The following is a 23,447-nucleotide window of genomic DNA, read 5'->3' as shown; positions in this document are numbered from 1 at the left end:
GTGCTTCAAACGTGCGAAGGGCACCTCGCCGCTGCAATCGACCCAGCCGCGAACCGCTCAGCCCAGATGGCTGTTGGTCCAGTCGACCCATCCGGCTCGCAGTTCCTCGGTTCCGACGCCAACGACCGCTCGGATCCGCGAATCGAGGTCTTCGGCCGTCATCTTTCCGGAGGCGAGAGCGCGAAAGAGGTCGGTCAGCTTTGCTTCTCCGAATCGATCGGCGATATACGCGTTGATCGACCACGCCGATTCGTACGCCAGTGAACTCACGACCGGTACACCGCTGAACTGCGTGTCGTCCGGAAACTCGGTCGGAGTATCGCCGGAGCGTACCGCTGCTGCCAGAGTCGGCGCGATCTCACCCCAGGCCCGCGAGGATCCACGGTTTCCCGCGTATTCGGCAAACCCTTCCAATACCCACATCGGCGACCCGTCACGGGTTTTCGATCGGGCGGCTATGTGCATCAGTTCGTGGCGCAACACCGTTCGCCTGGTGATGTCGGTCAACCTCGAAGCCGCGGCAGGCGAGAAGACCACCCGCTGGCCGCTCACGTCGGAAGACCCGTCCGCCGTCGCATCCGCGACCGACACTGCGGCAATCGAAGCGCCGTCGTGATGGGAGCCGACCAGTGCGGTGAATTCCTCAGCGGACCCCGCCACCATGAGCACCGCGCGCTCGGACCACCACGGCCCCCACAACTGCGTCGTGTTCTCGATGGCTGAGTCCACATCGGCAGCCAAAGCGTCGACGAACGCCTGCTGACCCGGGTGGCCGATCACCAGCGCGTTACCCGCAGAATTCTCGGCGACGGCAAGCGGGCCGAAGTCCCAGGGGCCGTTCCAGGATTCGCCCGCCGTTCGGGCGCCGTCCAGTCCGACGATCGACCCGTCCGCAAGAACCGACCACTGATCGCCGCGTTTCGCGAGCGTCATGGACACTGCCTTGCGCGTGGGCAATGCGTCGACGCCGTCGAGGGCGTACCGCAACAGAACTTGCGCATTCCATACTTCGACGTCTCCGCCCGGCGCACCGGTTCGCGGCGCCGGAGTCAGGCCACCGCTGGGAATCTCGTATCCCCAATCGGAGAATTCGAGCGCTCCCGCTGCAGTGGCTCGTCGAACTTCCGCCTCGAGCACACCGGGTGCGGCAGAACTGTCGACGAACTTCGCCAGCCCCGACGGATCGTCGGACATCTGAGCCGCGGCCCATGCATCGAGAAAGCTCTGGACTTGAGCGCTGCGTTCCGCGTCCTGTTCGGCGGCGGCGTTTTCGTCGGAATCGGACCTGTTCGTCAGGAAGATCGTCAGGCCCAGAACGAGCACCACGGCTACACCGAGCGCCACGAGGGCCGGATACTCCCAACGGCGTGGTCGATCTGCGCCGACGTCGGGCGTCGTCATCGGTTCAGTCGGCACGGTGCCGAGTGTAGGAGAACTCGACTCGACGCTTCACGGCGGCTGGCCACACGCCGCTCGGGCGCAGCAAGCCGTCAGTAACGACGCGCAGTGGAGAACTCCATGCCTGCCATCGACTGGACCTTCACCGGTACGCCGAACGTCGACGCATGCAGAATGTTTCCGTCGCCGGCGTAGATGCCGACATGCGAGTTGTCGCTGTAGAACGTCACGACGTCGCCGGGCTGTAGTTGGTCCCTCGACACCGGTACACCGCCCTGCGCCTGCGCTTGGCTCGATCGCGGCAGAGTCTTTCCGATCTGCTTGTAGGCCCATACCACCAGACCTGAGCAGTCGAACTCGTTCGGGCCGGTCGCGCCCCAGACGTACGGGTCACCGATCCGCGTGAGGCCTGCCTGCAGAGCAGCAGCACCCGAGCCAGGGGTCAAGTTAGCCAGAATTTTGCTGAGATCGACGTCCGGCGGGAAAGGCGTACCGCTCAGTTGGTTACGTTCGTCGTCGGTGAGATTCTGGAAGGCTTTGGTCACGTCGGCGATCTGCGTCTGCAGTTCACTCTGCTTGCGCTGCAAATCGTCACTGAGCGCGCGGGCTTGATCGGCGGCGGTTCGCGCTTCTTCGGCCGATCGCTTCGATGCTTCCGAGGCGGCACGCGCATCGGCAGTGGCTTGGTTGAACTGAGAGACCTGTACTGCCGCGTCGTTGGAAATCACGTCGAGCGCAGACATCTGGTCGAGCAACTGCTGCGGCGAGTCGCTCACCATCAACGCAAAGAGGCGATTGGTTCGCGCACCCTGGTAATTCGCTGTGGCAATACGGTTTACCGCCGGAGCGAACTCGGCGACGCGCGCCGAAGCCGCGTCGAGAAGACCCTGATCGGCTGCCGATCGCACGTCCGCATCATTCGCGACTGCCAGCTTCGCGTCGAGGTCGATCTGCGCGTTGTGCAGCGCTTCGTTGGTCTGCTCGGAAACCCGGGAGAGTTCACCGAGCTTGTCGAGCGCCTCGGTGGGGTTGGTGATGACGGGGTCGGCACCGGCCTGCATCGAAGGCCCTGCAACGAGTCCGAACGCCAGCACTCCCACTGTCAATGCGACCCGTACTCGACTGTTGTTTTTCGATGAAACCACGGAATGCAACTCTCCGTCTCGGTGAAGCGACGTCGACCGGGACCGGTCGACGATCTGTTAGCTGGCTGTCAACTATCCACAGTACCTGTCTCGGCCGCGCAATGTCTCGATAAGGTTACGGAACGGCATACGTTTGTGTCTACTCGCCGGTAGGCGTGTCGGGGTGAAGTACCGGGCGAATTGTCGCGAAACGAAAATGTGGGCCCCGAATCGAAGATTCGAGGCCCACATTCGAAGATCCGGAGCTCCCCCGAGCTCCGCCGCATCACAGCGGCGGATCGTTCCGACTGCCTACCGGAGACAGCCGTCGAGCGTGTTCAGAAATCAGTAACGGCGAGCGCCGTCGTACGGCATCGAGGACACCGGAGCGAGCTTCACGGGCTGACCAGCGGTCGACGCGTGGATGACATTGCCGTTACCGGCGTAGATGCCCGAATGCGATCCGCCGTAGAAGGAGATCACGTCGCCGACCTGAAGATCGGACTGTGCGACGGCAACGCCGGCTGCAGCCTGGTCGTAGCTCGTGCGAGGCAGGTTGAGACCGGCCTGCTTGTATGCCCACTGAACGAGACCGGAGCAGTCGAATGCGTCCGGGCCGGCTGCGCCGTACACGTACGGGGAGCCCAGCTTGCTCTCTGCGGCGCGAACTGCCTGCTCACCAACACTGGAGATGGGAGCGGCCGGTGCAGCCGGTGCGATGTCGGTGATGCCCGGAATGACCGGCAACTGAGGAATAGAAACGCCCGGAACCTCGAACGTGCCGACGCCGGGGATGGTGATGGGGTCTGCCGAGGCAGGTGCAGCGGTTGCAGCGAATGCTCCGACTGCGAGCGCGCCGGCTACTGCCAACTGCGCTGAACGCTTGAAACTCTGTGACGCCACTTAAGGGGTGCTCCATTTCTTCCATTCATCCGCCGACCGAGTTAGCTGACGGGTTCGGGCTGGGAAGATCAGCCCTACCCGCGTGGTCTGCAGCGATCCTGCGTGCTGCACCCCAGGCGGGATTCACCCCAGTGGAAACTTGGGTTCCCGGTTCGGGTTCCTCGCGGAGATCCCGATTAGGCGGTTCCTGACGATGCCGGTCCTGTTTGGTCCGGCAAGACTTCGTTAGGTCTCAGGAAGGTTACGAAATGATCGCGACGATGTCGACCGCTTCGTGACAATCGCGCCCGATTCGCCGGAAATCGTGGTGCCGCGCCCGCGATACGCCCGGCGGGTCACGGGGAGATAACAACAGGTCGGTTCGGCGACCCACTCCTGGACGTCAAACCCGCGCCCGCTACCCACTGCCAAGGCTCACCAAACCCGACAATCCGATCTTCCATGCAGTTCAACGATGATTACTTGAAACTAGAACCTGTTCCGATCACGGACGCGGTTTCAGCCGTCGACAGACGCACCGAAGACCCCTCGACTCGCCCTACTCACAAGTAGGCGCGCGTCCACATTCGCGAGTTCCCACCGCAAGTGTGATCCTCGTCTCTCCTACTTTTGTCGGGCGTTCATCCACCGATTTCGCAACGGAAGTCCGTGCGGGTCGGATTCCGTGTCTGCACTCTCGAATTCGTGTCGGGGGGTACTTCTACTGTCTGCGGTGTGAGTCCCGCCTCGGCCCGAGAATTTCCGTCTCCGCCCCCGTTCTCCGACGGGGAGAAGTTCGACGTCGGGCGGCAACTGAGCTTCGACGAACTGGACACACCGCTGAGCGAGACAACATTTGTCGTCGTCGACCTCGAGACCACAGGGGGCAGCGCCGACCAGGACTCCATCACCGAGATCGGCGCCGTCAAGATCCGCGGCGGCGAGGTACTGGGCGAAATGGCAACACTCGTCGACCCCGGCCGGTCGATTCCGCCCTACATAGTCGAACTGACCGGAATCACCACGGCCATGCTGATCGGCGCACCTCCCATCGAACGTGTCCTGCCTGCATTTCTCGAGTTCGCCGAGGGCGCGGTGCTGGTGGCACACAACGCGCCGTTCGACATCGGTTTCCTCAAAGCAGCGGCGTCACGCAGCGCGCGCCCGTGGCCTGCGTTCCGCGTCCTGTGCACCGTCAAACTCGCCCGGCGCGTACTCACACGCGACGAAGCACCTTCGGTGAAGCTCTCCGCACTCGCCCATCTCTTCCAAGTGACCACCCAGCCGACGCACCGGGCTCTCGACGACGCGCGTGCGACCGTCGACGTCCTCCACGGACTGATCGACAGGGTCGGAAACCAGGGTGTCCACAGTTACAGCGAACTAGTCGACTACCTGCCCAACATTTCCTCGCATCAACGGGCTAAACGGTCCTTCGCCGCAAACCTGCCGCGAAGCCCCGGTGTCTACCTTTTCCGCGGTCCTTCCGACGAAGCCCTCTACATAGGAACTGCTACCGACCTTCGACGCCGCGTCCGCAACTACTTCACCGGTTCGGAGACCCGCGGCCGGATGAAGGAAATGGTCGCGCTGGCCACCCGCGTGGACCATGTCGAGTGCGCGCACGCTCTCGAAGCCGGGGTGCGTGAACTACGACTGCTGAGCGCGCATGCGCCGCCGTACAACCGTCGCTCCAAGTTTCCCAAGCGAGGATGGTGGATCACCCTCACCGACGAGGCGTTTCCGAGACTGTCCGTGGTTCGCACGCCCACGGCCGATTCGATCGGCCCGTTCACCTCTCGCGCCGACGCAGTCGACGTCGCCGACACCGTCGCAGAGTTCAGTCGTCTGCGCACGTGTACCAAGCGTCTCGGACGCGGCGCCGTTCACGGCCCTGACTGCCCCGCTCGCGAACTGGGGGCGTGTCCAGCCTCCTGGACCCCGGAAATCAACGCAGAGGACTACGCGGCCGCCCCTGAGGCCGTGCGTGGATTCTTCCGAGGAACCAACGACACTCCCCTCCAACAGATGCAGGCCCGGATCGACGAGCTGTCCGCACACGCGTTGTTCGAGAATGCTGCGCGTCTGCGTGACCGAACGGTCGCAGTCGCCACCGCAGTGCGGCGCACTCAGCGACTCGCTGCAGTCGCGGCGATCGAACAACTCGTTCTCGCCGGCCCCACCGGAGACGGCGGCTGGGAGCTGTCGGTGATCCGGTCCGGGCGTCTCGCGTCCGCCGGGCTCGCCAGACGTGGGACTCACCCCATGCCCGTCGTCGACGCCATCACCGCGGCGGCCGAAACCGTCCTACCGGACGACGCCCCGTTCCGCGGCGCGTCACCCGAAGAACTGGGACTGATCGCACGGTGGCTCTCGTCGGACGGTGTCCGAATCGTGTCGGCGACATCCGGATACGTCGAACCTGTGAGCGGCGCCGGCAAGTGGGAAGCCTGGTGCCGACTCGCCCGAGCCGGAACCGAATCCGAACATCGATGACGTAACGGCGGGGCGGCACCCCTAAGCTCGATCGAAACCACCGGGTCATCACAACCCGCAGGGAAATCGAGGAGAGAAATGATCAACGCCATCGTCATGATTCACGCCGAGTCTGCTCGGATCCCGGAAACCGCGCAGGCCGTCGCCGACCTGTCCGGAGTGACCGAGGTCTACTCGTGCGCAGGTGACGTCGATTTGATCGCCATCGTGAAAGTGCGTGACCACGCCCAGATCGCCGACGTGGTCACCGGAGGAATCAACAAGGTGCCCGGCGTTCTCCGAACCGCCACACACATTGCGTTCCAGTCATTCTCCAGCGCAGACGTCGAGGCCGGTTTCTCGCTGGGTGAATAGCCCCTCGATCAGGCTTGGTCGGCCAGCTCGGCGGTGAGCGCCGCCCACTTGTGAAGCAGTTCAGCGCCCGCGCCGCTGTCGATCGCGGCAGCGGCTGCAGTCATCCCGGCAGAGATCGCACTCTCGAGATCGTCGCCGACACCGTTGAATGCCGCGATGGCTGCTCCCGCGTTCAGCAGGACCGCGTCCCGGACCGGCGCCTTCTGCCCGGAAAGCAGCGTTCTGGCGACGGTGGCGTTGATTTCGGCGTCGCCTCCACGCAACTCTTCGAGAGGAACGCGGTCGATTCCGAGGTCACGCGGATCCAGCGTGACAGTTCGCACACTTCCACCGCCGACGATGTGAACCGTCGACGTCGTCGATGTGGTCAGTTCGTCCAGTCCGTCGTCTCCCCGTACCACCAACGCCGAATTGCCGCGCTGCGCAAGGACTCCCGCGACGACCGAGATCAGTTTCGGAAATGCGCACCCGATCAGCCCGGCACGCGGACGAGCCGGATTGGTCAGTGGACCGAGCACGTTGAATGCCGTCGGAATGCCGATTTCCTTGCGAGGCGCCGCCGCAAAGCGCAGTGCGGGATGGAAGACCGGCGCGAAACAAAAGCCGATGCCGACCTCTTCGACGCACCTCGCAACCTGCTCCGGCCCGAGGTTGATGCGAACGCCGAGCGCCTCGAGCACGTCGGCGCCACCGCTCTTGGACGAAGCAGCGCGGTTGCCGTGCTTGACAACTCGCACACCGGACGCGGCAACCACGATCGAGGCCATCGTCGAGATGTTCACCGTGTTGGAGCGGTCACCACCCGTGCCGACGATGTCGACGACGTCGGAATCGACCGGCACGCGCCTGGAGTGTTCGAGCATCGCGGCGGCGAGCCCTTCCAACTCCGCGGGGGTTTCGCCCTTCATCTTCAGACCGACCCCGAAAGCAGCGATCTGAGCGGAGGTGGCGTTGTCCGACATGATCTCGCCCATCGCCCAGCGACTGTCGGCTTCCGACAAGTCACTGCCGTCCGTGAGCAAACCGAGAATCAACGGCCAGGACCGCACCACTGCACTCGAATCGACGTTCACGGCGTTGGATGCGTCGGTGCCGGCCATAGTGCCTTGGTCCCCTGTCGTTCAAGTGGGCTGGATTTCGAGCTGTCGTTTCGCGCTGCCATTTTGTGCTGCCGATGACCCTCGCAGCCTAGTCAGTGAGGTAAGGAGGAAACCGAATAGGGCCGCTCAGGACTTTCTGCGACCGCGTTTGGGCGGCGCCTCCGCAAGTATCGGGGGCTGGAGCGCGTCCCACCCGGCGACCGAACCACCGAGTCGCTGCGCCAGACCAGCCATTCGTGACCGCTCCTGGGAGCAATGCAGGGCGTCAAGCACCTGGACACGCTCGAAGACGACGCGAACCGAATTCTCGACCACCGGAGTCACGTCCTCGGGCCGACTCGAGCCTCGCACATATCCGTCCTGGGCGACGATGCTCTCGGCATCGGCTACCGAGCCCTCCGGGAGGTCGAGATGATGCCGCAGAACCACTTCGGACTCCGCCCTGAACTCCGGCTCGGTGGAGGCGGCACGTTCGAGAGCCGTCGAGCTCGCCTCGGCGTCGTCGAAGCCTTCGGCAACGACGACCAGATCCGACCGCCCTGCATCGAGCGGTGTCGGAATCTTCGTGCCGAAAATTCTCAGGAACCACGGTCTACTCTTGTGTGTAGCTGCCATCGCGCCAGCATATTCCGACCACGCCACCAGCGCGTTCGCCGCCCGATCCCGCGAACTCGAGCCGAGCGACGCGCCGATGGTGGACCCGAGTGGTCGTCTCTTACGACGAAGCGTCATACTTCTGTCTGTGACGAGCGCAGTAGGGACTTCAGGATCGGCAATCACCCAACGCGTGCACTCGCTGAACCGGCCGAATATGGTCAGCGTTGGCACCATCGTGTGGTTGTCAAGTGAGCTCATGTTCTTCGCAGGGCTCTTTGCCATGTACTTCGTGGCACGAGCTCAGGCGAACGGAAATTGGCCGCCGGAGCCAACCGAATTGAACCTGTATCTGGCCGTGCCGGTGACCTTGGTGCTTATCGCATCTTCGTTCACCTGCCAGATGGGTGTCTTCGCGGCTGAGCGTGGCGACGTCTTCGGACTTCGTCGCTGGTACACCATCACCTTGGTCATGGGGGCGTTCTTCGTCGCCGGCCAGGGTTACGAGTACTACCACCTCGTGCACGAGGGCACCACGATTTCGAGCAGCGTGTACGGCTCGGTGTTCTACATGACCACCGGCTTCCACGGTCTGCACGTCATCGGCGGTCTCATCGCCTTCGTCTTCTTGATCGCACGTACCCGGGTCAGCAAGTTCACGCCCGCCCAGGCCACCGCCGCGATCGTTGTTTCGTACTACTGGCACTTTGTCGACATCGTGTGGATCGCGCTGTTTGCCACGATTTATTTCATCCGTTAATCAGCTGTACGCCCCAGGCAGCCCCTGACGTCCAGTTCCGTCCCGACATACCAAAGGGATACAGATGAGTTCATCCCCCCCTCCCGCATCCGATAACTCAGCGAATGCCGCGAAGTCGCGTCGCCAGCGGAAAATCCGCCGGCGCGTCACTGGCGCGCTCGTATTGATGATGGGATTGATCAGCGCAGGTTTCCTCGCTTCGGCGTTGACACCAGCTCCGCAGGTTGCGACCGCCAGTGACGATTCAGCAGCCCTGATTCGTGAAGGCAAGCAGCTGTACGACACGTCATGCATCACGTGCCACGGCGCGAACTTGCAGGGCGTGCAGGACCGCGGTCCCAGCCTCATCGGCGTCGGCGAAGCAGCCGTGTACTTCCAGGTCTCCTCTGGTCGTATGCCGGCAGCTCGCAACGAGGCCCAGGCTGCACGCAAGGACCCCAAGTTCGATGCTGCGCAGACCGACGCCCTCGGCGCTTTCATCCAGGCCAACGGCGGCGGCCCGACGCTCATCCGCGACGAGAACGGCGAAATCGCCCAGTCCTCGCTGCGCGGTGGCGACGTCGGACGCGGCAGTGAGCTCTTCCGGCTCAACTGCGCGTCGTGCCACAACTTCACCGGCCGCGGTGGCGCACTGTCCTCGGGCAAGTACGCCCCGGTCCTGGATCCGGCCAGCGAGCAGCAGATCTACGCTGCCATGGTTACCGGTCCCCAGAACATGCCGAAGTTCTCGGATCGTCAGCTGACGATCGAGGAGAAGAAGGACATCATCGCCTACGTCAAGTCGTCGGGCGAGTCGAAGGACCCCGGTGGGTACGGGCTCGGTGGCCTCGGTCCGGCCTCTGAGGGTCTCGCCATGTGGGCCGTCGGAATCATCGCTGTCGTCGGTGCAGCATTGTGGATCGGAGCAAGGTCATGAGCGACGCTGGCCAGCATGGCGGCGATACGCCTAAGAAGTACACAGATGAAGAGCTCGACGCGATGTCACGCGACGACCTGGTCAAGCTGGGTACCAATCTCGATGGCGTCGATGTCGTCTACCGCCGTGATCGTTGGTCGGTAAAGGGCACCAGGGCGGAAAAGCGCGCCGAGCGCAACGTCGCCTTCTGGTTCGGCCTCGCCGGCGTTTCGGCGATCGCGTTCATCGCGATCTACCTGTTCTGGCCCTGGGAGTACGCGGGCGCCGGTGACGAGAACTACGGCAAGTACAGCCTGTACACCCCGCTGATCGGCTTGACCATGGGTCTGGCGATCCTCGGCGTCGGCATCGGTGCCGTTCAGTTCACCAAGAAGTTCATCCCCGAAGAGGTCTCGATCCAGGACCGCCACGACGGTGGTTCCACCGAGGTCGATCGTCGCACGATCGTCGCCGAGCTCGGCGACACCCTCGAGACGTCCACCCTCCCCCGCCGCAAGGCCATCAAGCGCAGCTTGATGTTCGGCGGCGGCGCACTCGGCGTCATGATGGTCATGCCCCTCGGCGGACTCATCAAGAACCCGTGGGCCAAGGGCGACGACTCACCTCTGTGGGTGTCCGGCTGGACCCCGAACTACCCGGGCGAGACCATCTACCTGCGTCGTGACACCGGCCGTCCCGAGGACATCGTCCTCGTTCGCCCGGAAGATCTCGATGCCGGTTCGATGGAAACGGTCTTCCCGTTCCGCGAGTCCGACCGTGGCGACGAGCACGCTCTGCTCGCAGCACTGCGCGGCATTCGTAACTCGGTGATGCTCATCCGCCTCCGCACGGAAGACACCGCGCGTGTCACCAAGCGTAAGGGCCAGGAAAGCTTCAACTACGGCGATTACTTCGCCTACTCGAAGATCTGCACCCACCTGGGTTGCCCCACCTCGCTCTACGAACAGCAGAGCAACCGTATTCTGTGCCCCTGCCACCAGTCGCAGTTCGACGCACTGACCTACGGCAAGCCGATCTTCGGTCCCGCTGCTCGCGCACTTCCGCAGTTGCCTATTACAGTGAACGAAGAGGGCTTCCTGGTCGCCGACGGTGACTTCATCGAAGCACTCGGCCCGGCATTTTGGGAGCGTCGACCGTGACCACAACAACAACCAAACCGTCCAAGATCAGCGCGGCAGCGGCTGGACAAGCGGAGGCTATGGACTCCCGCTACCACCTCGCCGCAGGCATGCGCCGGCAGATCAACAAGGTCTTCCCGACGCACTGGTCCTTCATGCTCGGCGAGATCGCGCTCTACAGCTTCGTGATCCTGCTGATCTCCGGTGTGTTCCTGACGCTGTTCTTCGATCCGTCGATGGCACACGTCGTCTACCAGGGCGCATACCAGCCGCTTCGCGGTGTCACGATGTCTCGCGCCTACGAGACGACCCTGAACATCTCCTTCGAGGTGCGCGGCGGTCTCTTCGTTCGCCAGATTCACCACTGGGCTGCACTGATGTTCGCGGCGTCGATCATCGTTCACCTCGCTCGCATCTTCTTCACCGGCGCCTTCCGTCGCCCGCGTGAAGCGAACTGGGTCATCGGCTGCCTGCTGCTCATCCTGGCGATGTTCGAAGGCTTCTTCGGTTACACCATCCCCGACGACCTGCTCTCGGGCACCGGCCTCCGCGCCGCCTTCGGTGGTATCACGATGAGTATCCCGATCGTCGGTACCTGGATGCACTGGCTGATCTTCGACGGCGACTTCCCCGGTGACCTCATCATCCCGCGTCTCTATGTCGCTCACGTGCTGCTGTTCCCGGGCATCATCCTGGCTCTGATCGCCGGCCACCTCGCGCTGGTCTGGTACCAGAAGCACACGCAGTTCCCCGGCCCCGGCCGTACGGAACAGAACGTCGTCGGCGTCCGCATCCTCCCGGTCTTCGCGATGAAGGGTGGCGCGTTCTTCGCCATGACCTTCGGCGTGCTCGCACTGCTCGGTGGTCTGTTCCAGATCAACCCCGTGTGGAACATCGGTCCGTACAACCCGTCACAGGTCTCGGCAGGTTCCCAGCCCGATATCTACATGATGTGGACGGACGGCCTTGCTCGACTGTGGCCGGCGTGGGAGATCTACCTGTTCAACCGGTACACGATCCCTGCAGTGTTCGCCGTCGCCTTGATCATGGGCCTCGTCTTCGCACTGTTGATCGCGTACCCGTGGATCGAGAAGCGTCTCACCGGAGACGACGCTCACCACAACATCCTGCAGCGCCCGCGCGACGTGCCGGTCCGTACCGCTATCGGTGCGATGTCCATCGCGTTCTACCTGGTGCTCACGATCTCCTGCATCAACGACATCATCGCGTACCACCTGCACATCTCGCTGAACGCAATGACGTGGATCGGCCGTATCGGCATGGTCATCCTTCCGCCCATCGCGTACTTCGTGACGTACCGGTTCTGCATCGGCCTGCAGCGCAGTGACCGTGCAGTCCTCGAACACGGCATCGAGACCGGCATCATCAAGCGGATGCCGAACGGCCAGTACATCGAGATCCACCAGCCGCTCGGCCCCGTCGACGAGCACGGACACCCGATCCCGCTCGAGTACCAGGGTGCTGCTGTCCCGAAGAAGATGAACAAGCTCGGCCTCGCCGGCAAGCCCGGTAGCGGTAGCCTGATCACCGCTGACCCAGTCGAGGAGAGCGAGGCTCTCGAAGCCGCTCATCACGAAGCTGAGCACGAGCAGCTTCAGATCCTTCTGGACTACCAGAACCGAACCAACGGCAAGTCCGATGGTTCCAGTGGAGAACTCCACTAAGAACGTCAGTTGACCAGTGAGGCCCCGAACCGGATTCCGGTTCGGGGCCTCACTCGTTCTCTGAGCGATTCAGTATGGACAACCTCCAAGTGGGCACCACTCCCCCGGTTCGTCGTCTGAGCGCCGACAACAGCAGGCACTACGCTTTGCTAGACCTCGAGCACAGTCGAATAGTGCTCCACCGTCGGGAACGGCTCGTAGAAGTGATGGAGAAGTTCTCGCCACTTCTCGTATCCTGGCGACTTACGGAACCCGATGGTGTGTGACTCCACGTCTTCCCACTCGACCAGCAGGAGATATCGCTCCGGTGATTCCAGGCAGTGCGAGAGCCGCAGCCTGATGAATCCGGGAACCTCGGAGATGATGGTTCGGGCCACGTCGAATGCGGCCTCGAATTGCGCTGACTGCGACGGATCGACCTGCAGGACGGCATGTTCGAGAATCATCTACCGAGTGTTGCACGTTCTCGGGAGTCCCCTCGAGGCGTTGTCGCCTGGTGAGATACTCGGACCATGACATCTCATGCACGCGGCACCTTCGAGATCGATCTTCGCCCCGCCGATCCTGAGCTCTCCGGACGCGTCGGACGCTTCGAGTTCGACAAGACGTTCATCGGCGGCGTCGAAGGCACGTCGTCCGGACTGATGCTGTCCGCGGGCGATCCGACAGCCGGTGCAGCGGGCTATGTCGCTTTGGAGTTTGTCACGGGGCAGGTCGACGAAGCTGTGGGATCGTTCGCCCTGCAGCAGTTCGGTCAGATGATCGACGGAACGCAGAAGCTTCTGTACGAGATCGTGCCGGGGTCCGGAACCGGCGAGTTGAAGGGCATCTCAGGCACTCTCGAGCTCGAGGTCGTCGCCGGTCTGCACCGCTACGACCTCGAATACTCGCTCCACGATTGACAGAGAGCGGCTGTTGACAGGCACCCTCCTACCACCGAAACTCACATAAACGACAACAGAGGCGCCGTACCCGGGTGGGTGCGGCGCCTCTGTTCGAGTGCGGGTGAAACTAGTGCTTCTCGGGTCCGGTGTAGTACTCGAACACCAGGCCTGCGGCTGCGGCGAGCACACAGACAACTGCGACTGCGATGAGCCACGGCTGGAAGTACGCCAGCGACACTGCCGCGAGTGCAGCAGCAGCGGCAAGCAGGATCGGCCAGAAGCTACCCGGGCTGAAGAAGCCCAGTTCTCCTGCACCATCCGAGATTTCAGCGTCGTCGTAGTCCTCGGGACGGGTGTCCAGACGACGGGCGACGAAGCGGAAGTAGGTACCCACGATGAGCGTCAGACCTGCAGACAGGACGATGGCCGTCAGTCCGGCCCACTCGATACCTGTGCGTGACAGAGCGGTGAACACTCCGTAGATGATCGCGACGAGAATGAAGAACATCGTCAGGATCTCGAAGAGCTTGGCTTCGATCTTCATATCAGCACTTGTCCTTGTTCAGTGAAGAGGCTGGCCGGCTCAGTTGCCTGCAGTGGCGACGGTTGCCTGACGGTACTCGCGGTCGGTGTTGAACGGCGTGGTCGACGTAGCCACCGGCGACTGACCGATTGCCTGCAGAGCCTCGGCGGTCGTCAGACCACCCTTGCCCTCCGCGTCACCCTTGCGCAGTTCGATGTACTTGGCGAAGTCCTCCGGCGAAACCGCACGAACCTCGAAGTTCATCATCGCGTGGAACGTGCCACACATTTCTGCACAACGCCCGACGAACGCGCCTTCCTTCTCGATCTCACTGATCTGGAAGATGTTGTCCGAGTGGTTCTCCTTGGGGTTCGGGAGAACGTCGCGCTTGAACAGGAACTCAGGCACCCAGAAAGCGTGGATGACGTCCGAGGAAGCAAGTTCGAACTGGATCCGCTTGCCGGTGGGCAGAACGAGGATCGGGATCTCCTGGCTGGAGCCGACGGTCTCGATCTTGTCGTAGTGCAGGTAGCTCAGGTCCTCGGTGCTGTTGCCGTGGATCGGGCCGGGGACTTCTTCCCCGTGTTCGTTCACGGTGGAGCCCTCGGTCTTTGCAGCCTCTTCGGCCTCGACGTCGATTCCGTTGTACTTGGCGGAGCCGTCACCGAACTCGATGGAGCGGTAGCCGAACTTCCAGTTCCACTGGAAGGCCGTGACGTCTACGACGACGTCAGGATTGTCCGTCTTGTCCAGAACATGGTTCTGAACGATGACGGTGAAGTAGAAGAGAACCGCGATGATGACGAAGGGAACTGCCGTGTAACCGAGTTCGAGCGGCACGTTGTATGCCGTCTGACGCGGGAATTCCGGCGAGTCCTTCTTCTTGCGGTGGAAGATGACGGCCCAGAAGACCAGCCCCCACACCAGCACACCCATGACGAGGGCGGCTACAACCGACCACGTCCACAGCTCACGCATGCGCGTCGCCTCCGGGGTGATGCCCGAAGGCCACCCGAAACGAAGCACTTCGTTGTCGATGGAGCAACCCGACAGCAGCAAGGCAGCAATGCCCAGAGATACTGCCAGCCCCGCTCGCCGAAGGATCCGACCTTGCGCCACGTTCACGCCTTCCTGATCGCCACAAAATTCAACTAGGGCATGCCCGGAGGGAAGGCCCAATTACTACGCAGCGTAGACCAAAGCCGGGCGCTATCCATCCTCGGGTCCTCGCCCGTGTCGCGGCGGACGTCACACAGCTCTCTCAGGTGCTGCTCAGGAACGGCTCAGGTCGTTTCGGCGACGCACATCACGTCGATTCGTTCCGCCGCGATCGGCAGGGACGTCGATCTGCGGCATACTTTCGTCAAGAGTTCGTTGACCTCTCCCCGACACTCGTGTCCGGGAGCCTTCTGTACAAAAATTCTGAATCGAGGAACCGGACGCTGTGTGTGGACTGCTCGGGCTACTGACATCTGGCGGAACCAGCGAGGACGCCGTCTCGCGGGTCGACCAGGCGATGCATTGCCTTCGTCACCGCGGGCCGGACGAACACGGGACGTGGAACGACGATCACCTCGTCTTCGGGTTCAACCGCCTGGCGATCATCGACATCGCTCATTCCCACCAGCCGCTGCGTTGGGGCCCACCGGAGAACCCGGAGCGTTATGCGCTCACGTTCAACGGCGAGATCTACAACTACTTGGAGATCCGCGCCGAACTGGTCAAGGACCACGACGCCAAGTTCTTCACCGAGGGCGACTCCGAGGCCATCGTCGCTGCATTCCACTACTGGGGTGAGGACGCGGTCCGGCGCCTGCGCGGAATGTTCGCGTTCGCGATCTGGGACACCGACACACGCGAGCTGTTCATCGCGCGCGATCCGTTCGGGATCAAGCCGCTGTTCATCGCGACCGGCGCCGGCGGCACCGCGTTCGGCAGCGAGAAGAAGAGCCTGCTCGAACTCACCGATCTGATCGGCATCGGTACCGAGCTGGATCCGCGTGCCATCGAGCACTACACCGTTCTGCAGTACGTACCGGAGCCGGAAACACTGCACAAGCAGATCCGACGCCTGGAGTCGGGCAGCTTCGCCCGGGTGCGTCCGGGCGAGGAGCCCACGTTCACGCGGTATTTCACGCCGAAGTTCCCGGCCAAGCCTTTTGCACCTGGCACCGAGAAGGCGCGCTACCAGGAAATCGCCGAGGCACTCGAGGATTCGGTCGCCAAGCACATGCGCGCCGACGTCACCGTCGGTTCGTTCTTGTCCGGTGGTATCGACTCCACGGCGATCGCGGCGCTGGCGATGCGGCACAACCCCAACCTGATCACCTTCACGACCGGTTTCGAACGTGAGGGCTATTCCGAGGTCGACGTCGCTGCAGAATCTGCCGCAGCGATCGGCGCGAAGCACGTCGTCAAGGTGGTCTCCCCCGCCGAGTTCGCCGCTGCCATTCCCGAGATCGTCTGGTACCTCGACGACCCGGTAGCCGATCCGGCATTGATTCCGCTGTGGTTCATCGCGAAGGAAGCGCGCAAGCACGTCAAGGTCGTGCTGTCCGGCGAGGGTGCCGACGAGCTGTTCGGCGGCTACACGATCTACCGTGAGCCGTTGTCGCTCAAGCCTTTCGAGTACCTCCCCAAGGGACTGCGTCGGGCCGCGGGCAAGTTGTCCGAACGCATCCCGGACGGCACTCGCGGCAAGAGCCTGCTCAATCGCGGTTCGTTGACCCTCGAGGAGCGCTACTACGGAAATGCTCGTAGCTTCAACGACGCTCAGCTCCGCGCCGTCCTGCGCGACTTCCGTCCGGAGTGGACGCACCAGGACGTCACCGCGCCGATCTACGCGCAGTCACGGGACTGGGATCCGGTTGCGCGGATGCAGCATCTCGACCTGTTCACCTGGCTGCGCGGCGACATCCTCGTCAAGGCAGACAAGATGACGATGGCCAACTCGCTGGAACTGCGTGTGCCGTTCCTCGATCCCGAGGTCTTCGACGTCGCGTCACGCGTACCGCTCGATCAGAAGATCACGAAGGACACGACCAAGTACGCACTGCGCCAGGCCCTGGAAGGCATTGTGCCGCACCATGTTCTGCACCGTGCGAAGCTCGGATTCCCGGTTCCCCTGCGCCATTGGCTGCGCGGCACCGAACTCTTCGACTGGGCACATCTGCAGATCGAGGAGTCGGGTACCGACCACATCTTCGACAAGCAGGCCGTCGTGAAGATGCTCAACGATCACCGCGAGGGCGTGTCCGACCACAGCCGACGCCTGTGGACCGTCCTGACCTTCATGGTCTGGCACGGAATCTTTGTGGAGAAGCGCATCGTGCCGCAGATCCAGGAGCCGGTGTACCCGGTCAATATCTAGGCCTTCGGCCCCGTGAGCGGTTAGGGAGTCTCCGGACTCCTCAACCACTCACGGGGCGGAGCCTTACTTCGGCAGGATCGTTGCGATCTCGTCCGCTGCCGCGCTGCCGTATGCGTCGGCAAGGCGCTTGAGTGCCTCGTCGCGATTGAACACCCACTCCTGCGTTCCCACGGTCTCGAGAATCAACACAGCGACCAGGGATCCCAACTGTGCAGCACGCTCGAAGCTCAGACCGGCGCCGTGTGCGAGCAGGAACCCGGCGCGGAAGCCGTCGCCAACGCCCGTCGGATCAACCTTGCCGGTCTCGGGCACTACGTCGACGCGCACCCAATTGCCTTCGGCGTCAACAATTTCCACACCCTTGGAGCCGAGGGTGGTGACACGGATGCCGACCTGCGCGCGGATCTCTTCCTCGCTCAGACCAGTCTTCTGCTGAAGCAGACCCCACTCGTACTCGTTGGTGAACAAGTACTTCGCGCCGTGAATGAGCGCCTTGGCCTCGTCACCGGACAGGCGGGCAAGCTGCTGCGACGGATCCGCTGCGAACGGAATCCCGAGCAGACGGCATTCGTCGGTATGGCGAACCATGGCCTCGGGGTCGTTGGCGCCGATCAGCACCAACTCGACTGCGCCCGCAGTCTTGGCCACTGCCGCGAGTTCGATCTCGCGAGCCTCGCTCATCGCGCCGGGGTAGAACGACGCGATCTGCGCCATGTCCTCGTCGGTGGTGCACACGAAACGCGCCGTATGTGCCTTGTCCGAGATACGGACCGCGCTGCAGTCGACGCCGTTGTCCTCGAGCCACGTGCGATACTCGGCGAAGTCGGCACCGACTGCGCCGACGAGTAGCGGGGACCCACCGAGCACGCCCATCGCGTATGCGATGTTGCCGCCGACACCACCCCGGCGAATCACGAGATCGTCGACCAGGAAACTCAGCGAAACGTGGGCGAGCTGATCGGCGAGGAGCTGATCGGCGAAGCGGCCGGGGAAGCGCATCAAGTGGTCGGTGGCGATGGAACCGGTTACCGCAATAGTCACGGATCGTGGCCTTTCAGCGAAGTGAGTACAAGAATGAAAGAGGAGCAAAAGTTCACGTTACCGCCCGTAGCGCCGTCATCGGCGCCCGAGCTGTCGGATCGGAACGGTCTACGTACGAGTCACCACAAACAACTGACGCGAAACCGAATGTCGGTTCCGCGTCAGTTGTTCGTGAATTGAGTTGTGATCGACAGACTCAGTTGAACGAGTCACCGCAGGCGCAGGAGCCTGTTGCATTGGGGTTGTCGATCGAGAAGCCCTGCTGCTCGATGGTGTCGAGGAAGTCGATGGACGCACCTTCGACGTACGGCGCGCTCATCCGGTCGACAACCAGGTTGACGCCGTTGAAGTCGACAGTGAGGTCACCGTCGAGCGTGCGGTCGTCGAAGAACAGCTGGTACTTCAGTCCGGCACAGCCGCCGGGCTGCACTGCAATACGCAGCGCGAGGTCGTCGCGACCCTCCTGATCGAAGAGTGCCTTCGCCTTGGCGGACGCGGCCTCGGTCATCTTGACGCCGTGGGTGGCGGTCTCGTTCTGCACAGTCATGGGCTCTCCCTAATGTTCGTACCAACCCGTGAACGCTTCAACGGTACGCCGCTGCCGACTTATTCCCGCCAGTCCTTTACCGGGTGCGATTCGTCTTCATCCTATCCGGTCTTCCAGACACGGCAACGGCGCGTCGACGCTTGTGGATCCTCACCTCCGGGCGCCGCGCCAGATGTTCCACTCGCGTGCCGTGTGTTCGGCGAGTCCCTCGAGACACGCCGACGCTTCCTCCATCGCACGTTCCACCGACCCGGCGAAATCCGTCACCGACTTCGCCGCGACTATCGAGGTCGACGCATAGTCCGCCTCGTCGAGCGTCACCTGGCCGGCAAAGACGAGCGTCGGAACGCCGTGCGCTGCCCCCGCCGAAGCGAGCGTTGTGACGAGTTTGCCGCGCAGCGATTGGTGGTCGAACTTGCCTTCGCCTGTGATCACCAGGTCAGCGGATGCCAGTAGCGCGGCCTGTCCGGTGCGATCCGCGACGACGTCGGCCCCGGATCGCCGCTGCGCACCGAGCGCAAAGAGCGCGGCACCGATACCACCCGCGGCGCCGGCACCCGGAAAATTCGACACTCGTTTTCCGGTGACGGACTCCAACTGTTCGGCCCATCTCGCGTTGCTCGCTTCGAGGACTGCGACGGCTTCGGCGTCGGCGCCCTTTTGCGGGCCGAACACCGCTGCCGCACCGTGCTCGCCGAGAAGTACGTGTTCGACGTCGGTGGCGGCGACCAACTGAATGCCTGCCGTAGCCGCCGTTGCAGCCTCCAGGCCGCCCAGCGCCTCCACCAGTCCACGTCCCCCGTCGGTGCAGCAACTCCCACCGAGTCCGACGACAACCGTCTTCACGCCTGCCTCGAGCGCGACAGCGATCAGCTCTCCCACACCGAGACTGTGCGCGGCGAGTGCAGTGTCCCGCGTCGGCGGACCTCCGAGCAGGCCGAGCCCGACGGCCTCGGCGGACTCGATGTACGCCGTGTCCGAATCGAACAGCCACGTGGCGTCGACGGCGGCGGCCAAAGGCCCGGACACCCGTGCAGTCCGGATGTCGCCCCCGGCCGTGGCCAAGACGTCGACGAATCCCGGACCACCGTCGGATTGTGGCGCGGTGACGACGTCGTCGCCGGGTCGACCGCGCCGCCAGCCGGCAGAAATGGATTCGGCCGCCGCGACGGCAGTCAGGGTTTCGCCGAATGAATCCGGAGCAACTATTACCCGCATAACCGAAGTCTAAGAGTCGCGAATGACCCCGATGTTTCACGATCGCGCGCGTTTCAGTGCCTCGGGCGATCGGGTTTTTCAGAAAGACCGAGGTCGGTTTCCCAGACCGTGCACTTATCCAATAGCCTGGAGGTGTGAAATTGCTACGCCGCGGTGACTCAGACAACTCCGACAAACGTGACGTCGAGGGCACTGAGGCATCCTCGGCCTCCGAAGAGGCGCCCATCGAGCAGGTGGGCAAGGGCCGCCCCACACCCAAGCGTCGTGACGCCGAGGCGAAGAGGCGTGGCCCCGTTGCCCCTGCCCCGCTGACCGCGAAGGAAGCCCGCGCCCGCCGCAAGGCGACCCGCGGCTCCAAGGAGGACCGCAAGGCCGAAGCCGCCGAGCGTCGCGCATCGTCGGCAGACCGCCGCGCCCGCATGCTCGCCGGCGAGGACAAGTACCTGCTCCCCCGCGACAAGGGACCGGTTCGCGCCTACGTCCGTGACTTCATCGACGCTCGCCGCAACCTCGTCGGGCTGTTCATGCCGCTCGCGTTGATCCTCATCATGACCATGTTCGTCACGCCCGCGCTCCAGCAGATCGTCACACTGGCAATGCTCGTGATGATGCTCTTCATGGTCGGTGAAGGCATCTGGCTCGGTCGCATGATCAACAACCGCGTCGCCGAGCGCTTCCCCGACAGCACCGACGGCGGATTCAAGCTCGGCTGGTACGCGTTCGTTCGCGCGTCGCAGATCCGTAAGCTGCGCGCACCGAAGCCTCGTGTGGGGCCGGGCGACGCAATCTGAGCGTGACGAACACGTATAGAACATTGGTCCTCGGCGGCGCGCGGTCTGGTAAGTCCGCGCACGCCGAGGATTTGGTTTGTGGAGGCCACCTACCCGAAAGTTCGGCACCGATCCGGTACCTGGCGACGGCAAGGCGCGATGTCTCCGACGCAGACTGGGAGAGCCGGATCGACCAGCACCGCAACAGGCGGCCTTCCCATTGGTCGACGGTCGAAACCGCAGATGCCGGCGATCTCGCGGCGCAGCTCGAAAGCGATTCACACACAGCGACGTTGGTCGACGATCTGGGAACGTGGCTGACCACGGAACTCGATCGGCAAGGCGCCTGGGACGCTCCGCGCGGCACCGTCACTCCCGCTGCGGACAGCCTGGTCGCCAGTGTCGAGAACTATCGCGGACACCTGGTGCTGGTCAGCCCCGAAGTGGGTTTGGCCGTCATCCCCGAGACGCGGTCGGGACGATTGTTCCGCGACGAGATCGGCACTCTCAACGCTCGTATCGCCGCGGTGTGCGATCGTGTCGTACTAGTGGTTGCAGGGTTACCGCTCATCTTGAAAGATACTGCTGCACAACCGGAAGGCACGATGTGAGTACCGAGGCCAATCCAGGGGCCATTTCAGGGGCGAATTCAGTTGCCAACCCAGAATCCAACCCTGACGTCGCGCCAGTCAGTAGCGCCGACTTCGAACCCGTCACCCCGCCCGACCGCGAGGTGCGAGTGCAGGCCGATGCGCGTCAGCGTGATCTGACCAAGCCGGCCGGTTCGCTGGGCCGACTGGAGGCTCTCGCCGGCTGGGCATCAGCCTGCCAAGGAGTTTGTCCCCCACATGCTTTCGCTCGGCCTCGCGTCGTCGTGTTCGCGGGTGATCACGGAATCGCCCGCAACGGGGTCTCCGCCTATCCGCCGGAAGTGACCGCACAGATGGTCGCCAACTTCCTCGGGGGCGGCGCGGCAGTCAACGTCCTCGCCGAGGTTGCCGGCGCCACGGTACGCGTCGTCGACATCGCAGTGGACGGCGATACCGATCCGTCCGTCTCGAACCACAAGGTGCGCAGGTCTTCCGGGTCCATCGACCGCGAAGACGCCATGTCGAACGAGGAAACCCTTCAGGCCATCGCCGCCGGCCGAGCGATCGCGGACGAGGAAATCGACGGGGGCGCAGATCTTCTCATCGCCGGCGACATGGGCATCGGCAATACGACGCCCGCAACCGTACTCATCGCCGCACTCACGGACAGTGAACCCGTCGCGGTCGTGGGTCGAGGTACCGGTATCGACGACGCCGGATGGATCCGCAAGACCGCAGCGATTCGCGACGCTCTCCGGCGTGCCCGTCCGCACGTTCGCGACACAGTCGCGCTGCTGCGCACGTCTTCGGGTGCCGACCTCGCCGCGATGGCCGGCTTTCTGGCCCAGGCAGCTTCGCGTCGTACGCCGGTGATCCTCGACGGCGTAGTGGTCACCGCAGCCGCCATGGTAGCCGACGAACTGGCTTTCGGCGCACGTGAATGGTGGGTCGCCGGACACCGCTCCACCGAACCCGCCCACACCATCGCATTGACCCGCATGGGTCTCGACCCGATCGTCGAGTTCGACATGCGTCTCGGTGAAGGTTCAGGCGCAGTCACAGCGCTCCCGATTCTTCAGGGCGCAGTGGCAATCCTGGGCAAGATGGCGACATTCTCCGAAGCCGGTGTCAGCACTCAGGGCAGCGCACCTGCCGACGAACCCGAGTCGATCGACCTGACCAAGACCGATACGGCGGAGTGAGGGTGGCGGGCCCGCTGTCCGGAGTGCCACTGGCCTTCTCGTGGCTGACGGTCCTTCCGGTTCGTGGTCCCTCCGACATCGACCGAACTGCCGGCCGTCGCGCCATCGCGGCAGCTCCGCTCACCGGGATCGCTCTCGGCATTGCCGCGACGTTTCTGCTCTGGGGCACAACCAGTATCGGCCTGAATCCCTATCTCGCAGGCTTGCTGACGGTCGGTGCGCTCGCTCTCGGGACACGCGGGATGCACGTGGACGGACTGGCAGACTCCGTCGACGGACTGGGTTGTTACGGTCCACCGGAGCGCGCCCGCGAGGTCATGCACAGCGGCGGTGCCGGACCGTTCGGGGTCGCGGCGCTGTTCATCTTCCTCGGGCTGCAATCGGTCTCCTTCGGCGTCCTCGCTGTTGCCGACTCCCCCACGCAGTGGATCGCCGTTCTCGTATCTGTCGCTGCGGGTCGTGTGGCCGTCGTTTTTGCCTGCCGCCGAGGTATTCTCGCGTCGAGCCCGAGCGGATTCGGTGCGCTCGTCGCCGATTCACAACCGCTGTGGGCCGCAATCGTGTGGTCGGTTCCGCTGATCGCCGCTTCCGGCTTTGCCACCGACCGGTGGTGGCTCGGCCCTCTCGTGACCGCGTCGGCGCTGGCGATCAGTGTGCTGTGCGTGCGTCACTGCGTCCGTAGATTCGGCGGACTCAACGGAGACGTTCTCGGATTCGCACTCGAACTCACTGTGACGCTGACGGCCGTCGGCCTCACTCTCGGACTGTGATCCGACGTCGTGCGAGTAGGTGTCCTTGCGTACGAAGGTTGCCTGGCGGCCGAGATATTCGTTTTCACCGACCTTCTCCTGATCGCGAATCGGGTCGCTGATGGA

Annotated in this window: 23 protein-coding genes and 1 riboswitch; of the genes, 12 read left to right on the top strand and 11 right to left on the bottom strand. The window is 63.5% G+C overall.

Annotated features, from left to right (window positions below; translation table 11 throughout):
• Positions 1-57 precede the first annotated feature (57 nt).
• From ACYP01_RS18710 to ACYP01_RS18700, 3 genes are all read right to left on the bottom strand, one after another.
• Positions 58-1,416, bottom strand: a complete 1,359-nt coding sequence (locus ACYP01_RS18710) for a peptidase MA family metallohydrolase (RefSeq protein ID WP_230691661.1) — start codon at positions 1,414-1,416, stop codon at positions 58-60.
• A 74-nt stretch (positions 1,417-1,490) separates the two neighbouring features.
• The gene (locus ACYP01_RS18705) at positions 1,491-2,543 is read right to left on the bottom strand and encodes a C40 family peptidase (RefSeq protein WP_459681671.1); all 1,053 of its coding nucleotides are present in this window, start codon (positions 2,541-2,543) and stop codon (positions 1,491-1,493) included.
• A 324-nt stretch (positions 2,544-2,867) separates the two neighbouring features.
• Positions 2,868-3,425, bottom strand: a complete 558-nt coding sequence (locus ACYP01_RS18700) for a C40 family peptidase (RefSeq protein WP_003941754.1) — start codon at positions 3,423-3,425, stop codon at positions 2,868-2,870.
• 14 nt (positions 3,426-3,439) lie between these two features.
• Positions 3,440-3,618, bottom strand: a riboswitch (cyclic di-AMP (ydaO/yuaA leader).
• Between the two features lie 521 nt (positions 3,619-4,139).
• Here ACYP01_RS18700 and ACYP01_RS18695 point away from each other — a divergent pair.
• Positions 4,140-5,900 (top strand): DEDD exonuclease domain-containing protein, encoded by a 1,761-nt coding sequence (locus ACYP01_RS18695; protein WP_459681669.1) that lies wholly within the window; start codon positions 4,140-4,142, stop codon positions 5,898-5,900.
• 78 nt (positions 5,901-5,978) lie between these two features.
• Positions 5,979-6,254, top strand: coding sequence for an Lrp/AsnC family transcriptional regulator (locus tag ACYP01_RS18690; RefSeq protein ID WP_003941677.1), 276 nt, complete (start codon positions 5,979-5,981; stop codon positions 6,252-6,254).
• A gap of 8 nt (positions 6,255-6,262) precedes the next feature.
• Here ACYP01_RS18690 and trpD read toward each other — a convergent pair whose 3' ends face one another.
• Together trpD and ACYP01_RS18680 are read right to left on the bottom strand one after the other, a co-directional pair.
• Positions 6,263-7,354, bottom strand: coding sequence for an anthranilate phosphoribosyltransferase (gene trpD, locus ACYP01_RS18685; RefSeq protein ID WP_459681667.1), 1,092 nt, complete (start codon positions 7,352-7,354; stop codon positions 6,263-6,265).
• A 126-nt stretch (positions 7,355-7,480) separates the two neighbouring features.
• Entirely contained in the window at positions 7,481-7,969 is a 489-nt protein-coding gene (locus ACYP01_RS18680) for a hypothetical protein (RefSeq protein WP_054826532.1), read from the bottom strand.
• Between the two features lie 127 nt (positions 7,970-8,096).
• On the opposite strand from ACYP01_RS18680, the gene ctaE reads away from it, so the two are divergent.
• From ctaE to qcrB, 4 genes are all read left to right on the top strand, one after another.
• The gene (gene ctaE / locus ACYP01_RS18675) at positions 8,097-8,708 is read left to right on the top strand and encodes an aa3-type cytochrome oxidase subunit III (protein WP_007730060.1); all 612 of its coding nucleotides are present in this window, start codon (positions 8,097-8,099) and stop codon (positions 8,706-8,708) included.
• Between the two features lie 64 nt (positions 8,709-8,772).
• Positions 8,773-9,624, top strand: a complete 852-nt coding sequence (qcrC, locus tag ACYP01_RS18670; protein WP_003941682.1) for a cytochrome bc1 complex diheme cytochrome c subunit — start codon at positions 8,773-8,775, stop codon at positions 9,622-9,624.
• Positions 9,621-10,763: a cytochrome bc1 complex Rieske iron-sulfur subunit gene (gene qcrA, locus ACYP01_RS18665; protein WP_007730058.1), complete on the top strand. Its 1,143-nt coding sequence runs from the start codon at positions 9,621-9,623 to the stop codon at positions 10,761-10,763. Before qcrC ends, qcrA begins: the two co-directional genes overlap by 4 nt.
• A gap of 59 nt (positions 10,764-10,822) precedes the next feature.
• Positions 10,823-12,427, top strand: a complete 1,605-nt coding sequence (gene qcrB, locus ACYP01_RS18660) for a cytochrome bc1 complex cytochrome b subunit (RefSeq protein ID WP_007730057.1) — start codon at positions 10,823-10,825, stop codon at positions 12,425-12,427.
• A gap of 149 nt (positions 12,428-12,576) precedes the next feature.
• Here the strand turns inward: qcrB and ACYP01_RS18655 are convergent, their stop codons facing one another.
• Positions 12,577-12,873: an antibiotic biosynthesis monooxygenase family protein gene (locus ACYP01_RS18655; RefSeq protein ID WP_003941710.1), complete on the bottom strand. Its 297-nt coding sequence runs from the start codon at positions 12,871-12,873 to the stop codon at positions 12,577-12,579.
• A 66-nt stretch (positions 12,874-12,939) separates the two neighbouring features.
• Between ACYP01_RS18655 and ACYP01_RS18650 the strand changes: the two genes are divergently transcribed.
• Positions 12,940-13,329, top strand: coding sequence for a DUF3224 domain-containing protein (locus tag ACYP01_RS18650; RefSeq protein WP_003941769.1), 390 nt, complete (start codon positions 12,940-12,942; stop codon positions 13,327-13,329).
• A gap of 109 nt (positions 13,330-13,438) precedes the next feature.
• On the opposite strand, the gene ACYP01_RS18645 is transcribed toward ACYP01_RS18650, so the two are convergent.
• Positions 13,439-13,855 carry a cytochrome c oxidase subunit 4 gene (locus ACYP01_RS18645; RefSeq protein ID WP_003941723.1) on the bottom strand — a complete coding sequence of 139 codons (417 nt, stop codon included), beginning with the start codon at positions 13,853-13,855 and terminating at the stop codon, positions 13,439-13,441.
• A gap of 39 nt (positions 13,856-13,894) precedes the next feature.
• The gene (gene ctaC / locus ACYP01_RS18640) at positions 13,895-14,959 is read right to left on the bottom strand and encodes an aa3-type cytochrome oxidase subunit II (protein ID WP_030537048.1); all 1,065 of its coding nucleotides are present in this window, start codon (positions 14,957-14,959) and stop codon (positions 13,895-13,897) included.
• 319 nt (positions 14,960-15,278) lie between these two features.
• On the opposite strand from ctaC, the gene asnB reads away from it, so the two are divergent.
• A complete protein-coding gene (asnB, locus tag ACYP01_RS18635; protein WP_003941790.1) occupies positions 15,279-17,204 on the top strand; it encodes an asparagine synthase (glutamine-hydrolyzing) in 1,926 nt (641 codons plus the stop codon).
• A 63-nt stretch (positions 17,205-17,267) separates the two neighbouring features.
• Here asnB and ACYP01_RS18630 read toward each other — a convergent pair whose 3' ends face one another.
• The 3 genes from ACYP01_RS18630 to ACYP01_RS18620 all read right to left on the bottom strand — a co-directional run bounded on the left by ACYP01_RS18630 (position 17,268) and on the right by ACYP01_RS18620 (position 20,010).
• The gene (locus ACYP01_RS18630; RefSeq protein ID WP_308370771.1) at positions 17,268-18,245 is read right to left on the bottom strand and encodes a carbohydrate kinase family protein; all 978 of its coding nucleotides are present in this window, start codon (positions 18,243-18,245) and stop codon (positions 17,268-17,270) included.
• 196 nt (positions 18,246-18,441) lie between these two features.
• Positions 18,442-18,792: a HesB/IscA family protein gene (locus tag ACYP01_RS18625; protein ID WP_007730053.1), complete on the bottom strand. Its 351-nt coding sequence runs from the start codon at positions 18,790-18,792 to the stop codon at positions 18,442-18,444.
• A 150-nt stretch (positions 18,793-18,942) separates the two neighbouring features.
• Positions 18,943-20,010 carry a glycerate kinase family protein gene (locus ACYP01_RS18620; RefSeq protein ID WP_459681664.1) on the bottom strand — a complete coding sequence of 356 codons (1,068 nt, stop codon included), beginning with the start codon at positions 20,008-20,010 and terminating at the stop codon, positions 18,943-18,945.
• Positions 20,011-20,144: 134 nt separating this feature from the next.
• On the opposite strand from ACYP01_RS18620, the gene ACYP01_RS18615 reads away from it, so the two are divergent.
• The 4 genes from ACYP01_RS18615 to ACYP01_RS18600 all read left to right on the top strand — a co-directional run bounded on the left by ACYP01_RS18615 (position 20,145) and on the right by ACYP01_RS18600 (position 23,342).
• Entirely contained in the window at positions 20,145-20,801 is a 657-nt protein-coding gene (locus ACYP01_RS18615; protein ID WP_007730051.1) for a DUF3043 domain-containing protein, read from the top strand.
• Between the two features lie 2 nt (positions 20,802-20,803).
• Complete coding sequence (gene cobU, locus ACYP01_RS18610) at positions 20,804-21,391, top strand: bifunctional adenosylcobinamide kinase/adenosylcobinamide-phosphate guanylyltransferase (protein ID WP_054828420.1); 588 nt, start codon at positions 20,804-20,806, stop codon at positions 21,389-21,391.
• Between the two features lie 122 nt (positions 21,392-21,513).
• Positions 21,514-22,572, top strand: coding sequence for a nicotinate-nucleotide--dimethylbenzimidazole phosphoribosyltransferase (cobT, locus tag ACYP01_RS18605; protein WP_459682223.1), 1,059 nt, complete (start codon positions 21,514-21,516; stop codon positions 22,570-22,572).
• A 2-nt stretch (positions 22,573-22,574) separates the two neighbouring features.
• Positions 22,575-23,342, top strand: coding sequence for an adenosylcobinamide-GDP ribazoletransferase (locus ACYP01_RS18600; RefSeq protein WP_134932273.1), 768 nt, complete (start codon positions 22,575-22,577; stop codon positions 23,340-23,342).
• Positions 23,343-23,447: the final 105 nt, after the last annotated feature.

Source organism: Rhodococcus sp. no. 34, from assembly GCF_054589475.1.
This window is presented reverse-complemented; position numbering and strand designations above follow the sequence as displayed.